17 protein-coding genes are annotated in these 13,425 nt (G+C 55.5%); 4 read left to right on the forward strand and 13 right to left on the reverse strand.

All coding sequences use genetic code 11. From position 1 onward, the window contains the following. Positions 1 to 6: 6 nt before the first annotated feature. Entirely contained in the window at positions 7 to 723 is a 717-nt protein-coding gene (locus tag CNE01S_RS09880; protein ID WP_061275577.1) for a YggN family protein, read from the forward strand. A 108-nt stretch (positions 724 to 831) separates the two neighbouring features. On the opposite strand, the gene hemW is transcribed toward CNE01S_RS09880, so the two are convergent. Genes hemW through CNE01S_RS09905 form a run of 5 tightly spaced genes read right to left on the reverse strand, consistent with a single transcriptional unit; the run spans position 832 to position 4,153 of the window. Then, positions 832 to 1,974, reverse strand: coding sequence for a radical SAM family heme chaperone HemW (hemW, locus tag CNE01S_RS09885; RefSeq protein ID WP_061275578.1), 1,143 nt, complete (start codon positions 1,972 to 1,974; stop codon positions 832 to 834). Then, positions 1,967 to 2,560 carry an XTP/dITP diphosphatase gene (locus CNE01S_RS09890; protein WP_061275580.1) on the reverse strand — a complete coding sequence of 198 codons (594 nt, stop codon included), beginning with the start codon at positions 2,558 to 2,560 and terminating at the stop codon, positions 1,967 to 1,969. The genes hemW and CNE01S_RS09890 overlap by 8 nt, the downstream gene beginning before the upstream one ends. Positions 2,561 to 2,573: 13 nt before the next feature. Next, positions 2,574 to 2,873 (reverse strand): DUF167 family protein YggU, encoded by a 300-nt coding sequence (gene yggU, locus CNE01S_RS09895; protein WP_061275582.1) that lies wholly within the window; start codon positions 2,871 to 2,873, stop codon positions 2,574 to 2,576. Then, a complete protein-coding gene (locus CNE01S_RS09900; protein ID WP_061275584.1) occupies positions 2,870 to 3,424 on the reverse strand; it encodes a YggT family protein in 555 nt (184 codons plus the stop codon). Before CNE01S_RS09900 ends, yggU begins: the two co-directional genes overlap by 4 nt. A 24-nt stretch (positions 3,425 to 3,448) precedes the next feature. Then, positions 3,449 to 4,153, reverse strand: coding sequence for a YggS family pyridoxal phosphate-dependent enzyme (locus CNE01S_RS09905; RefSeq protein ID WP_061275586.1), 705 nt, complete (start codon positions 4,151 to 4,153; stop codon positions 3,449 to 3,451). A gap of 16 nt (positions 4,154 to 4,169) precedes the next feature. Here CNE01S_RS09905 and CNE01S_RS09910 point away from each other — a divergent pair, with 16 nt between their 5' ends. From CNE01S_RS09910 to CNE01S_RS09915, 3 genes are all read left to right on the forward strand, one after another. Further along, the gene (locus CNE01S_RS09910) at positions 4,170 to 5,195 is read left to right on the forward strand and encodes a type IV pilus twitching motility protein PilT (RefSeq protein ID WP_061275588.1); all 1,026 of its coding nucleotides are present in this window, start codon (positions 4,170 to 4,172) and stop codon (positions 5,193 to 5,195) included. A 61-nt stretch (positions 5,196 to 5,256) separates the two neighbouring features. Beyond that, entirely contained in the window at positions 5,257 to 5,439 is a 183-nt protein-coding gene (locus tag CNE01S_RS24370) for a type II toxin-antitoxin system HicA family toxin (protein WP_072279126.1), read from the forward strand. A gap of 22 nt (positions 5,440 to 5,461) precedes the next feature. Continuing rightward, the gene (locus CNE01S_RS09915; protein ID WP_061275590.1) at positions 5,462 to 5,917 is read left to right on the forward strand and encodes a type II toxin-antitoxin system HicB family antitoxin; all 456 of its coding nucleotides are present in this window, start codon (positions 5,462 to 5,464) and stop codon (positions 5,915 to 5,917) included. Between the two features lie 5 nt (positions 5,918 to 5,922). On the opposite strand, the gene ruvX is transcribed toward CNE01S_RS09915, so the two are convergent. The 8 genes from ruvX to metK all read right to left on the reverse strand — a co-directional run bounded on the left by ruvX (position 5,923) and on the right by metK (position 13,218). Next, the gene (ruvX, locus tag CNE01S_RS09920) at positions 5,923 to 6,342 is read right to left on the reverse strand and encodes a Holliday junction resolvase RuvX (protein WP_008461550.1); all 420 of its coding nucleotides are present in this window, start codon (positions 6,340 to 6,342) and stop codon (positions 5,923 to 5,925) included. Next, complete coding sequence (locus tag CNE01S_RS09925; RefSeq protein ID WP_061275592.1) at positions 6,342 to 6,905, reverse strand: YqgE/AlgH family protein; 564 nt, start codon at positions 6,903 to 6,905, stop codon at positions 6,342 to 6,344. The genes ruvX and CNE01S_RS09925 overlap by 1 nt, the downstream gene beginning before the upstream one ends. A gap of 146 nt (positions 6,906 to 7,051) precedes the next feature. Further along, positions 7,052 to 7,999 carry a glutathione synthase gene (gene gshB / locus CNE01S_RS09930; protein WP_061275594.1) on the reverse strand — a complete coding sequence of 316 codons (948 nt, stop codon included), beginning with the start codon at positions 7,997 to 7,999 and terminating at the stop codon, positions 7,052 to 7,054. A 12-nt stretch (positions 8,000 to 8,011) separates the two neighbouring features. Next, the gene (rsmE, locus tag CNE01S_RS09935; protein ID WP_061275596.1) at positions 8,012 to 8,743 is read right to left on the reverse strand and encodes a 16S rRNA (uracil(1498)-N(3))-methyltransferase; all 732 of its coding nucleotides are present in this window, start codon (positions 8,741 to 8,743) and stop codon (positions 8,012 to 8,014) included. Positions 8,744 to 8,890: 147 nt separating this feature from the next. Continuing rightward, positions 8,891 to 9,598: a deoxyribonuclease I gene (endA, locus tag CNE01S_RS09940; protein WP_061275598.1), complete on the reverse strand. Its 708-nt coding sequence runs from the start codon at positions 9,596 to 9,598 to the stop codon at positions 8,891 to 8,893. A 92-nt stretch (positions 9,599 to 9,690) separates the two neighbouring features. Beyond that, positions 9,691 to 10,206: a SprT family zinc-dependent metalloprotease gene (locus tag CNE01S_RS09945; protein ID WP_061275600.1), complete on the reverse strand. Its 516-nt coding sequence runs from the start codon at positions 10,204 to 10,206 to the stop codon at positions 9,691 to 9,693. A gap of 70 nt (positions 10,207 to 10,276) precedes the next feature. Continuing rightward, on the reverse strand, positions 10,277 to 11,671 hold the full coding sequence (locus CNE01S_RS09950; RefSeq protein WP_061275602.1) for a sugar porter family MFS transporter: 1,395 nt from the start codon (positions 11,669 to 11,671) through the stop codon (positions 10,277 to 10,279). Positions 11,672 to 12,063: 392 nt separating this feature from the next. Continuing rightward, positions 12,064 to 13,218 (reverse strand): methionine adenosyltransferase, encoded by a 1,155-nt coding sequence (metK, locus tag CNE01S_RS09955; protein ID WP_008461565.1) that lies wholly within the window; start codon positions 13,216 to 13,218, stop codon positions 12,064 to 12,066. Positions 13,219 to 13,425 lie beyond the last annotated feature (207 nt).

Here is a 13,425-nt window from a genome sequence, read left to right on the forward strand (position 1 = left end):
GAAAATATGATCCGTAAGGTTCTTTTAGGCGCGCTGCTGGTCACCGCCGCTTCGGCACACGCGGACTACCAGTGCAGCGCCAATCCACGCGATGACGTGGTCATTAACCCGCAGTCCGTTCAGGTTGTGGGCGAGAACGGCAATCTGGTGATCGCACCTGACGGCAGCGTGAAATACAACGGTGTTCAGAAGACGCTGACCGCCGCTCAGCGCCAGCAGGCGTTGAACTACCAGAAAGCCCTTCGCACGGATTTACCGTGGATCGATAACGGTGCCCGCTCTCGCGTAGAGAAAAGCCGCGTAGCGCTGGACGGCATTATTGCTAAACAGGTCGGGGAGAGCAGCAGCATGCGCAATCGTCTGACCAAGCTGGATGCCCAGTTAAAAGAGCAGATGAACCGGATTATTGAGCGCCGCCAGGATGGGCTGACGTTCCACTATAAAGCGGTCGATCAGGTGAGAGCCGATGGCCAGCAGCTGGTAAATCAGGCGATGGGCGGCATTCTGCAGGACAGCATTAATGAAATGGGCGCGCAGGCGGTGCTGAAAAGCGGCGGCAACCCGCTGCAGAACGTGCTGGGTAATCTGGGTGGCCTGCAAACTGCGGTTCAGAACGAGTGGAATAATCAGCAGGCTGATTTTGAACAGTTCGGCCACGAGGTATGTAACCGGGTTGTGTCGCTGGAAAATCAGCGCAAAGGGCTTGTAGGTTCGCTGAAGTAATTTTCCCCTCACCCTAACTCTCTCCCGAGCGTGGAGAGGGGATAAAAAATTCGCTACCGCTTGTTTCCCCCTCTCCCTTTGGGAGAGGGCCGGGGTGAGGGTAGAAACTTACGCTTCGTCGGCTAAAAACAGCTCCAGCAGGGAATTTAAAAACAGCTTCCCGTGCTCGGTTATCTGCCAGTACTCATCCGTCTCAGTCATGTAGTTTTTCGCCAGCGCCTCATCCAACTGCGGGCGAATCGTGGCTTCATCTAAACCGGTATAAAGCGTGAATTCACTGCGCGGCGCGGCTTCCAGCAGGCGGAAACGGTTCATAAAGAACTCGAATGGCTTATCTGCCTGCTCAACGTCATGCTGGCGGTCGAGGTACTTTCCTTCCATGTAGCCACGCGGATGGCGCGTTTTCGCCGTGCGCATAATTCGCCCGTCCGGGAAGGTGACTTTACCGTGCGCACCGCAGCCAATGCCAAGATAGTCGCCAAAGCGCCAGTAGTTCAGGTTGTGCTGGCACTGGTAGCCTGGTTTCGCATAGGCGGAGGTTTCATATTGCTGGTAGCCTGCGGCGGTGAGCAGCTTGTCGCCCTGCTCGAAAATATCCCACAGCGCGTCGTCATCCGGCAGCTTCGGCGGGCGTGAGCCAAACAGCGTATTCGGCTCGATGGTCAGCTGATACCAGGACAGATGCGGTGGGTTCAGTTCAATGGCCTGGCGCAGATCGTCCAAGGCTTCTTCAAGCGACTGGTCTGGCAGGCCGTGCATCAGGTCAAGGTTAAAGCTGCGCAGGCCCAGGCCGCTTGCCAGATTAGCCGCACGTTTGGCTTCGCCCGCATCATGAATACGGCCCAGGCGTTTTAGCTTAGGTTCGCTAAAGCTCTGTACGCCGATAGAAATGCGGTTCACGCCAGCTTTCTGGTAGCCAACAAAGCGGTCAGCCTCAACCGTACCAGGGTTAGCTTCCATGGTGATTTCAGCGTCATCCGCCAGCTTCAGGCGTGAGCGCACGCCGTCCAGCAGCGTTTGCATCGCTTCACTGGACAGCAGGCTTGGGGTACCGCCCCCGATGAAAATAGTCTTTACCTCACGCCCCTGAGCAAGCGCCACGTCGCGGTCGAGATCGCGCAGCAAATGGCTCACGTATTCGTCGTGCGGCACGTCGCCTTTCAGCGCGTGGGAGTTGAAGTCACAGTACGGGCACTTCTGCACGCACCAGGGGATGTGAATGTAGAGACTAAGAGGTGGCAAATTAGCCATTACGCATTGCTTCCAGTAACAGTTTCAGCGCTTTCCCACGGTGGGAAATTGCACTCTTTTCATCGCGGGTCAGTTCCGCCGCGGTTTTCCCCTCGGACGGAACATAGAAAATAGGATCGTAGCCAAAGCCACCTTGTCCGGCTGGCGCGCGGGTAATTACACCCGGCCAGCTGCCGTGAAACACCAGCGGCGTTGGATCTTCTGCGTGACGCATATAGACCAGCACACAGTGGAACTGAGCCTGGCGTTTTTCGTCCGGTACGTCTTTCAGCGCTTCCAGAAGTTTTTCGAGGTTCTGCCGATCGCTGGCATCTTCGCCCGCATAGCGCGCGGAGTAGATACCCGGTGCGCCGCCCAGGGCATCCACTGCCAGGCCTGAGTCGTCGGCCAACGCCGGAAGTCCGGTCACTTTGGCCGCATGGCGAGCCTTGAGAATGGCATTCTCAATAAAGGTCAGACCGGTCTCTTCTACAGACTCCACGCTCAGCTCGGTTTGCGCGACCACATCAAAGCCAAAATCCGCCAGCAGATTGGCGAGTTCACGCACTTTACCGGCGTTACCGGTAGCTAATACGACTTTTTGCATTGTCAGTCCTGTGTTATTCGAGGGGGGCAATCAATGCCGCGACTTCCGTCGGGATCTGCTGCGGGCCGATAATTTTAACTTGTTTATGGCGACCAAGTTCGCCTTTCTCAATCACCACCTGACCTTTCGCTACCCGGAATTGTTTCGCCAGATATTTTACCAGGTGAGCGTTGGCCTGCCCGTCTACCGGTGGCGCGGTGATGGCGACTTTTAGCTCGTCGCCATGCGCACCGACCAGGCTGTCGCGGCTGGCTTTGGGCTGAATATACAGCCGCAAAACCAGCCCGTCAGGCAGCTGAGTGACAGCACTCAAATGGCGTACCAGAGGCCAGGGAACAGGTCCATACCGAGGTAGTTCAGCGCATAAAGGATAAGAATGACCACCATGGCTGAGAAATCAAGCCCGCCCATTGCCGGTAAAATGCGGCGAATCGGCGCCATCATTGGCTCGGTCATTTGCATGAGCACGTATTCAATAGGGCTGCGGCCCTGGCTTATCCAGCTCATCAGGGAACGAACGATGATCACCCAGAACACCAGAGTACCGGCTGATTTCAGCAGCGACAGCACGCCGATGAGTAAGTTTAACGGATCGAGCGACACCCCGCCGGACTGGATCAGCAGCAGAATAGGGAATTTCAGCGTGGTGAGAATAAATGCCACCAGCAGGGATGAGGTGTCAATTGGGCCCAGGGATGGCAGCACGCGGCGAAGTGGCCCGACGACAGGCTGGGTGACCTTGACAATGAACTGGGCAAACGGGTTGTAGAAATCACAGCGTGCCCACTGCATCCAGATACGGATAAGCAGCACCATTACGTACAGCTCAATCAGGGTTTTGACCAGGAAAGTCAACGTTAGCATGGTTTTCCTCAAGAATGATGGTGATTAACGCGCGGAATAATCCCGCGCGCCGAAAATAGCGGTTCCAATGCGCACCATGGTGCTGCCTGCGGCAATCGCGGCTTCCATGTCATCGGTCATGCCGAGAGATAACGTATCGACCGTGGTAAAACGGTCTTTGAGTGCCTCACAGGACTCTGCCATTTTGCGGCAAACGGCAAGCTGGCGCTCGTAGTCCGGTTCTGGCGCAGGGATGGCCATCAAGCCCCGCAGCGTTAGCCCCGGTAAGGCCGCCACTTCAGCAGCCAATTGCTCCAGCTCATTTAAAGCGATGCCGGATTTACTGTTTTCGTCGCTGATATTAATTTGAATCAGCACGTTTAGCGGCGGCAGCGTTGGCGGTCGTTGTTCGCTGAGTCTGCTGGCAATCTTTAGCCGATCGACGGTATGGCACCAGTCAAAATTTTCCGCCACGAGGCGGCTTTTGTTCGACTGCAGCGGCCCGATAAAGTGCCATTCCAGCCCTTTTACACCTTGTTCAGTGAAGTGGTGAATCTTATCCACGCCTTCCTGCACATAGTTTTCGCCAAAGGCGCGTTGCCCGGCAGCAATTGCTTCTGCGAGGGCGTTCGCAGGTTTTGTTTTGCTGACCGCAAGCAGAGTCACTTCTTCGGGGCTTCTGCCGCAACGTGCCGCAGCGGCTGAGATTTTCCCATGTACCTGTGCCAGATTGTGCGCTATCTCATTCATGATCGTTGGAAGTGATATGGATATCGAAGAAATTGTGGCCCTTAGTGTAAAGCATAATGTGTCCGATCTACACCTGTGCGCGCGCCAGGCGGCACGCTGGCGAAAGTGTGGCAGGCTCGAAGTCTGTCCGGAGAAAGTGCCGGAAGTCGAAGAGGTTCTCAACAGATGGTTCAGTGAAGAGCAAAAGTTGCAGCTTAGCCACGCTGGCCAGCTCGATTTTTCTCTTACGCTCGTGAACGGCATCAGGCTACGCGGCAACGCTTTTCGCCATCAGGAAGGTTATTCGCTGGCGCTTAGATTATTGGCGTCTTCTTGCCCGGACCTGCATACGCTTGGCGCGCCGCCCCAACTGAAGACGCTTTTGCGGGAAAGCGAAGGGCTGATACTGATTACCGGGGCCACCGGGAGCGGGAAGTCTACAACGCTCGCCGCGATGATACAGCATCTCAACCAGCATCTTGATGGCCATGTGCTAACGCTGGAAGACCCCATCGAATTTATTCACACCTCTGGTCGTTGTCTGATTCAACAGCGGGAGCCAGGCCTGCACTGTGAAAGCTACGCTTCGGCGCTAAAAGCCGCTTTACGGGAAGACCCCGATGTCATTCTGCTGGGTGAGCTGCGTGATAGCGAAACGATAGGCCTCGCGCTGACCGCCGCAGAGACTGGGCATTTAGTGCTGGCGACTTTGCATACGCGTGGCGCTGCACAGGCGATAGAGCGACTGGTGGATGTGTTCCCTGCTCAGGAGAAAAGCCTGATTCAAACTCAGCTTGCCGGGAGCCTGAAAGCCGTGCTGGCGCAGAAGCTTGTACCGTCTTGTGACGGTGGTCGGGTGGCACTTTACGAACTGCTGGTTAACACCTCTGCGGTGGCAAACCTGATTCGTGAAGGGAAGACGCATCAACTGCCTGGCGTGCTGCAAACCGGCCAGCAGCATGGTATGCAAAGCTTTGCCCAGAGTGAGGCTCAGCGACAACGTGAAGGCAGGATTGCTGAGGATGAGCGAGCCGTAGGTGGGCCGTGGGAGACGACAATTTGAACGCTTTTATTGCCATTGTGTGTATTGGTGTGTATATTTATCATCACTCAGGGAGAGCATGATGACCTCCGCTGAGCTGATAAAGGAATTGAGGGCCGCAGGGTGTGAACCCGTCAGGCGTTCTGGGGGCAGCCACTGGATTTGGTGGTCGCCCGCAACCGGAATAACGTTCCCCGTTCCACATCCCAAAAAGGATTTGCCCATCGGGACTGTCAAATCCATACGCAAAATGGCAGGGATTTAGCCTGCACAGCCGGAGGTTAATGATGTTTTTTTCTGTTGGTGTGGAATTACCCGCAACTGAAAATGAAGCGTTTGGCCTGGTCGTGCCCGCGTTATGCACCGATGAATTTGGTTGCGTATCGGCGGCAGATAGCCAGGTGGATATCGCTCCGATGGTGCAGGACGCAGTGCTGTCGATAGTGGATTTAATGGTAGAGAGCGGAAAAGACATTACTCAGCTTTGTGATGCCGGGCCTTTTGCTTATGCCGCAGACCCGGAGTACAGCTACTGTCAGCAATGGCTGCTGGTCGATGTGGATCTATCCGCCCTGGAAGGAAAGCAGCAGCGGTTAAACATTATGCTGCCGGACGCGCTGCTGCGGCGTATCGATTCCCGCGTTAAGCAACCCTCGTCAGGCTACCGGGATCGCAGCCATTTTCTGGCAATTGCCGCAAGGCATGAACTGCTGAACGCAGGGCGCGACACGCCCGGCAGTTAAGCTCTTCACGGATGGTACTCGAACCAGCTTTCAAGAATAATCACGGCGGAGGCGGAGTCGATACTGCCTTTGTTCAGAGCTCGGAAACCGCCGTGTTCGAACAACCCTGCGCGGGCTTCGACGGTGCTCAGGCGCTCGTCCTGCAAAGAGACTTTCACGCCAAAGCGGCCGTGCAGCCGGTTAGCAAACTTGCGGGCTCTCGCCGTCAGGGGCTGTTCGGTGCCATCCATATTCAGCGGCAGGCCGACTACCACTTCTTCCGGCTGCCACTCTTTCAGGATTTTTTCTACCGCGTTCCAGTCTGGCGTGCCGTCCTGCGCCTTAAGCGCGGTTAACGGGCGTGCAGTGCCTGTAATGCGCTGGCCTATAGCGACGCCGATACTTTTGGTGCCGAAGTCAAAAGCCATTAACGTTCCGCTGCTCATCAGGCGTGCCCCGCTTCGCTTGGCATGGTGTGGATATCAATGCCAATCAGACGGGCAGCCTCGCGCCAGCGCTCTGAAATGGGCGTATGGAACAGGATCTCAGATGAGGCGGGTGCCGTCAGCCATGAGTTTTCCATGATCTCCTGCTCAAGCTGCCCCTTTTCCCAGGAAGCATAGCCGAGGGCAACGATCACCTCTTTCGGCTGTTTGGCCGTGCCTAATGTTTCCAGCACATCACGAGAGGTGGTAATCACCGTGTCGTCGGAAATCCTAATGCTCGAGCCGAAGTTGTCCGGCGGCGAGTGCAGGATGAAGCCGCGATCTTCCGCCAGCGGGCCGCCGATGAAAACAGGCTTATCCAGGCGAATAGTTGCGTCGCGCGGGTCCGGTTCGATTTTTAGCTTTTCGAGAACGCCATCCACCTGCAGGTTTTCCAGCGGTTTATTGATGATAATCCCCATCGCGCCTTCATCGTTGTATTCACAGATATAGACTACAGAACGCTTAAATAAGGGGTCCTGGAGAGCCGGCATGGCAATAAGAAAGTGATGCTGTAAATTCATTGTCAGAGGTTCTGATCCCGGTTGATAAAAGCGGCAGTGGCTGCGCGAAGTCTGGCCAGCTTACCACTAATGAAGGAAGGCGGGCTACCCGGTCTCTAGCGTGCCTTCGAAGGGGAAGGCGGGTAGCTGCTACCCGCCAGATGTGCTTAGTGTGCGAGGCGTTTTTCGATAGCGTCGAACAGCATACCGGTAATCGATACCGGGAATTCGGCTTCGATTTCGCGGATGCAGGTTGGGCTGGTGACGTTAATCTCGGTCAGGCGATCGCCGATAATATCCAGACCAACAAAAATCAGCCCTTTAGCCTTAAGCGTAGGCCCAACGCGGCGGGCGATTTCCCAGTCGCTGTCGGTCAACGGACGCGGTTCACCGCGGCCACCGGCGGCCAGGTTGCCGCGAGTCTCGCCGCCCTGCGGAATACGCGCCAGGCAATACGGCACCGGTTCGCCATCTACCACCAGCACGCGTTTGTCGCCGTCTTTAATGGCCGGCAGGTAGTTCTGCGCCATGCAGTAGCGGGTGCCCAGTTCGGTAAGGGTTTCGGCAATAACGCCGATGTTTGGGTCATCCTGCTTCACGCGGAAAATAGACGCGCCGCCCATGCCGTCCAGCGGTTTCATAATGATGTCGCCGTGCTGCTGCCAGAAGGCTTTCAGCTGCGCTTTGTTGCGAGTGACCAGCGTTTCCGGCGTTAAGTCGGCAAACCAGGCGGTAAACAGCTTTTCGTTACAGTCACGCAGGCTCTGCGGCTTGTTTACGATCAGTGTGCCTTTCTCTTCTGCGCGCTCAAGAATGTAGGTCGCGTAGATAAATTCGGTGTCGAACGGCGGGTCTTTACGCATCAGTACGACGTTCAGGTCTGCCAGAGCGATATCCTGCTCGGAGCCAAACTCATACCATTTGTCGTAGTTCTGCTCGACGCTGAGCAGGCGAGTGCGTGCGCGTGCCTCGCCGTTGTTCAGATACAAATCGGCCATTTCCATGTAGTGCAGTTCGTAACCACGACGCTGCGCTTCCAGCAACATGGCAAAGCTGGAGTCTTTTTTGATGTTGATGTGTGCGATGGGGTCCATCACGATGCCGAGCTTGATCATTGTTGTTCTCCTTTAGCCCAGGTCGCCAAAGCGCACCTGCAGTGCGGTGATGGCGGTGAGCGCGGTGGTCTCAGTACGCAGAACGCGCGGTCCCAACAGAATATCAGTAAATTGGTGCTCTGCGGTCATGGCAATCTCATCCGCAGACAGGCCACCTTCCGGGCCAATCAGCAGACGGACGCGCTCGACCGGCTGCGGCAGCGTGTTGATGCTGGCGCTGGCTCGCGGATGCAGATTGAGCTTTAGGGCCGCATCCTGCTCGGCACACCAGTCTGCCAGCTCCATCGCCGGGCGAACTTCTGGCACCCGGTTACGGCCGCATTGTTCGCAGGCAGCAATCGCAATCTTTTGCCACTGCTGGAGTTTCTTGTTCAGCCTTTCCGCATCCAGTTTTACCCCGCAGCGTTCGGAAAACAATGGGGTGATAACGTTCACGCCCAATTCCACGGCCTTCTGAATGGTAAATTCCATTTTTTCGCCGCGTGACATGACCTGGCCGAGATGCAGCCAGAGCGGTGACTCACGGTCGTCTTCGTTGCCCGCCAGCACTTTTACGCGCACGCTTTTTTTGTCCGCCTGCACAATTTCCGCGTCGAACACCTGATTACTGCCGTCGAACAGCTGAATGGTCTGGCCCGCGCCCATGCGCAGCACTCGTCCAACGTGGTTAGCAGCATCTTCGCTCAGGGCAACGTCCTGGCCAACGGAAAGATTTTCAGGATGATGAATGCGGGGTATACGCATGAAGTTAGTTCCGGTTAGTTGCGCTGCAGGAGTTGGCTCTTATCCTGACCTTCTCCCAAAAAGGGAGAAGGGATTTTCCGCCCCTTTCTCTGTGGACCTGGGGGGCGATGTTCGTCACAGCAAATAAAGAATTGCCGCTAGTGTAGGTTAGCTGTTTCGCGCCTGGCAAGCCCGCAGCACATATGGATTATGATTGCCCTGGACTCTCGCAATACGTTCATCCCGCTCGCATTCCCAGTCGTTGACCGGATAGCGCTTGTCCCAGGCCTGGAAAAGCTGGGTCTGCTGGCGTGAAAGCGAAAGCTGGTACTGGTCGCGCATGTAGAAATAAGTGCGCGCAATTGCGCCTCTCGCACGCTCCGGCGGTTCGGCTACTTTATCTTTGAAATCAACCTTCATTGCGCACTGGCCATATTGCCCTTCACCGCCGTTCCACTGGCTGTACATGAAGTTATTTCTGTCTGCGTTAACCTCTCCAACCGCAGGCTGCAGGTTGTGCATATCGCTTTCGATTTTGCGGTATACCGGATCTTTGGCGCAGTTTTTACGCCCGCCGTCCTGCCAGCATTGCAGCAGGTGTCCGAACTGCCAGGCCGGCATGACGTGCTCCCACTCAATGCGGGTGGCTCGGTTCTCGTTTTTCCGCACTTTATAGCCACAGGACTCAAGGTCCGGGATGCCCTTTTTACCCTGCCAGCTGATTTTGCAGCCGCAGTAGAAGTCGCCCGGGGCATCGGCGTTGACCTTCACGCCTGCGGTTTTGGCCTGGGCGAAGCTGTTGATACCGGTGCTGAATGCGGGAAGCGAGCTGAGGGCTGCAACGAATGCAACAGCCCAAGAAATTTTGCGAGACATTTCTAGAATCCTTACTAAAACGTGCCCGCACCCTAACTGATCGGATATCCAGTTTCAATCGGCGATGGCGTAAAAATTCCAGAAATAAATGATTAATTACATGGGGTTGTAACGTCGGGTTTTAATAACTGGCCGCAATGAGTGCAGCGATATTCGGCTTCGCCACGCAGAACCCGATTGTGGCGGCGCACGGTGAGCTGATGCTGTTGGCAGGGGCAGCGGTAGGGGAAGGTATTTTTGCGTACCGAATCCACTTCAAACCGATGGGTGCGGCGAGCGGGCACGCCAAGCACGGTTTCCATCATCCATTTCCACTCTCTGCCGTGAGGGGCAACGCGGCCAAAATGCTTCCAGACCAGCAGATGAGCCAGTTCATGGGGCACAACTTCGTCCACAAAAGCCTGCTGATTTTCCATCAGCAGCACTGGATTGAGGCGAATTTCGTAGCTTTCCAGCCAGGCGGTTCCGGCCGCTGTGCCGCGCTGCTGATAGACCATTTTGGGCTCAGGATAATGGGTGCCTAAATGCGAGTTGGCCTGCTGGAGCTTTTCACGCAGGCAGCGCATCACGGCTTGCTGGATGGCTATGGGGAGTCGGGGGGCTTTCATAACGGCAGAGAATAATGGGGCGGGAAGCGCGGTGCAAGCCCCTCCCGCTACCGGGAAGGGCCATTCGGGCTTAGTCGTGCGCGCCGATTTCGCGTAATTTACGGCCTTTCATCAAGTTACGTTCGATGTGTTCCAGCGAGACGTGTTTTGTCTCAGGAATAAGCCACAGCGTCAGGACGATGAAGAACAGGTTCAGCGCCGCATAAACCCAGAAGGTGTTGGCGTTGCCCAGCGTGTTCAGCATGGTCAGGAAGGTGGCGCCGACGATCATATTGGCAATCCAGTTGGTGGCGGTGGAACAGGTGATGCCGAAATCACGCCCTTTGAGTGGCTGGATTTCGGAGCACAGTACCCAAATCAGCGGGCCTGCGCTCATGGCGAAGCCAACGATAAACATCAGCAGCATGGCAATCGCGAAGTACTGCGCGCCCTGAGAGTGAATACCGATGTGCAGCATGGTGCCCAGCACGCCCATCCCAACGGCCATGACCAGGAAGCCAAGCACCAGCGTAGGTTTACGCCCCCAGCGATCCACCAGGCCGATAGCGATGAAGGTCGCCAGCACGTTAATCAGGCCGACGATCACGGTGCCCCACATTTGCTGTGTGGTGTTGGCAAACCCGGCAATTTCGAAGATTTTTGGCGCGTAGTACATGATGACGTTCATGCCGGTGAACTGCTGCATGACCTGCAGCAGCACGCCAAGAAAGACCGCACGACGGAAGTTAGAGTTGTCCTTAAACAGTGACCAGCCGCTCTGCTTGACCTTCAGGCTTTCGCGGATTTCTTCCAGCTCACGTTTCGCTTCTGCGCTGGTATCGCGCAGGCGCAGCAGCACGCGTTCAGCATCGTGGAAACGGCGCTTGGCGGCAAACCAGCGCGGGCTGTCCGGCAGGAAAAACACGCCAACCAGCAGCAACAGGGCGGGAAGGGTGATCACGCCCAGCATCCAGCGCCAGGATTCGGTATAGCTGAAGGCGGTATCAGAGAGATAAGCCCCCAGAATACCTATTGTTATCATGAGCTGATACATGGAGATCATGCTGCCGCGGATTTTCTCCGGGGCAATTTCTGACAGGTAGAGCGGCGCGGTGTAGGAAGCTACGCCGACGGCCAGGCCCAGCAGAACACGAGAAATGATTAACACTTCAACGTTGGGTGCAAAGGCCGAGAACAGAGAACCGAGCACAAACAGCACGGCACCGATCATCAGGCTGTATTTTCGCCCCAGTTTGAAGGAGAGCCAGCCGCTGCCGATGGCGCCGACGGCAGCCCCGAACATCATCGAGCTCACCACCCATTCCTGGGTGTGTGAGCTGATGGCGAAGTCTTTAGCGATAAACGGCAGCGCACCGGCAATGACGCCGATATCCAGGCCAAACAGCAGGCCGGCGAGTGCGGCGAGGAAGCAGACGAAAAAGGTCATGCTTTTGTTTGAGCGCCCGGATTTTTTATTGTCAGGCATAACGCCCTCCACGTGGGTTATTCGGATTTGACGGTTTTAAGGGTAGGTCAGCGAAAGGCAAAAGTGTGTGATGATAATCACAGCTATGTAATCGGTTACACTGGCGATGCGGATTAAAAAGAGGCGGAATGATGATAAAACATGAGATTGATGGTGACTAAAGTCCATATCGCGGTCAAAAATCAGCTTAATCTGAAGCGTTATGTAACAAATGATGTATCTGAGCTGAAGGTGGATCAAAAGTGATAGCAGGAGTCTTTATTTACGAATGTAATCGGTTTCACGATGGCGGGGAGCGGCTCGGGGAACGGGAAAAAAGAGGCGTGCTGACGCAGCGCCAGAAAGCAAAAGGCCAGCATAAGCTGGCCTTTAAAGCACAAAGCGGTGGCGAGTTATTTCAGGCCAGCGGCTTCACGCAGCAGTGCGGCTTTGTCGGTTTTTTCCCATGGGAAATGTTCACGACCAAAGTGACCATAAGCGGCGGTCTCTTTGTAAATCGGGTGCAGCAGATCCAGCATCTGGATCAGGCCGTATGGGCGCAAGTCGAAGAACTCACGCACCAGCAGGGTCAGTTGCTCGGTAGAGATTTTCTCGGTACCGAAGGTTTCCACCATGATGGAGGTAGGTTCTGCCACGCCGATAGCGTAGGACACCTGAATCTCACAGCGGTCAGCCAGGCCTGCAGCCACGATGTTTTTCGCAACATAACGCGCAGCGTAGGCAGCAGAACGGTCTACTTTAGACGGATCTTTACCGGAGAATGCGCCGCCACCGTGGCGAGCCATGCCGCCGTAGGTATCAACGATGATTTTACGCCCGGTCAGACCGCAGTCACCCATTGGGCCGCCGATAACAAAACGGCCGGTTGGGTTGATGTGGTATTTGGTGGATGCATTCAGCCACTCGCCCGGCAGAACAGGTTTGATGATCTCTTCCATCACCGCTTCCTGCAGGTCTTTCAGCGCGATGTCTTCAGAGTGCTGAGTAGACAGCACAACCGCATCGATGCCGACGATTTTACCGTCGTCGTACTGGAAGGTGATCTGGCTTTTCGCGTCCGGGCGCAGCCACGGCAGAGTGCCGTTTTTGCGCACTTCAGCCTGGCGCTGCACCAGACGGTGTGCGTAGGTGATTGGCGCTGGCATCAGCACGTCGGTTTCGTTAGTCGCGTAGCCAAACATCAGGCCCTGATCGCCTGCACCCTGTTCCAGCGGATCGGTACGGTCAACGCCCTGATTGATGTCCGGGGATTGTTTACCAATCGCGCTCAGAACGGCGCAGGAGTTGGCGTCAAAGCCCATATCTGAATGCACATAGCCGATTTCACGCACGGTTTTACGGGTGATTTCTTCGATATCAACCCACGCACTGGTGGTGATTTCGCCGCCAACCAGAACCATACCGGTTTTGACATAGGTCTCACAGGCTACGCGTGCTTTCGGATCCTGCTCGAGGATGGCGTCAAGGACGGCGTCGGAGATTTGGTCAGCGATTTTATCAGGATGCCCTTCAGATACAGACTCGGACGTAAAAAGGTGTTTAGCCATATTTTCTTCACCCTAAGAGGATTTATTTAGTTCAGGCTGCTGCTCTACGCCACAGCGGTGGCGAGATAGACCAACCCGGGAACTTATTGCCACAGATTGAAAAACAGGCAGTCTAACAGTTAATCAGTATAGATGGATTAACATCTGGACGGCCATTTTAGATTAGACAATCGGCAGATAGCCAGAATTTTTTAGGGTAACGGCAAT

The sequence above is a fragment of the Cedecea neteri NBRC 105707 = ATCC 33855 genome (assembly GCF_001571265.1).
In the GTDB taxonomy this organism is placed as follows: domain Bacteria; phylum Pseudomonadota; class Gammaproteobacteria; order Enterobacterales; family Enterobacteriaceae; genus Cedecea; species Cedecea neteri.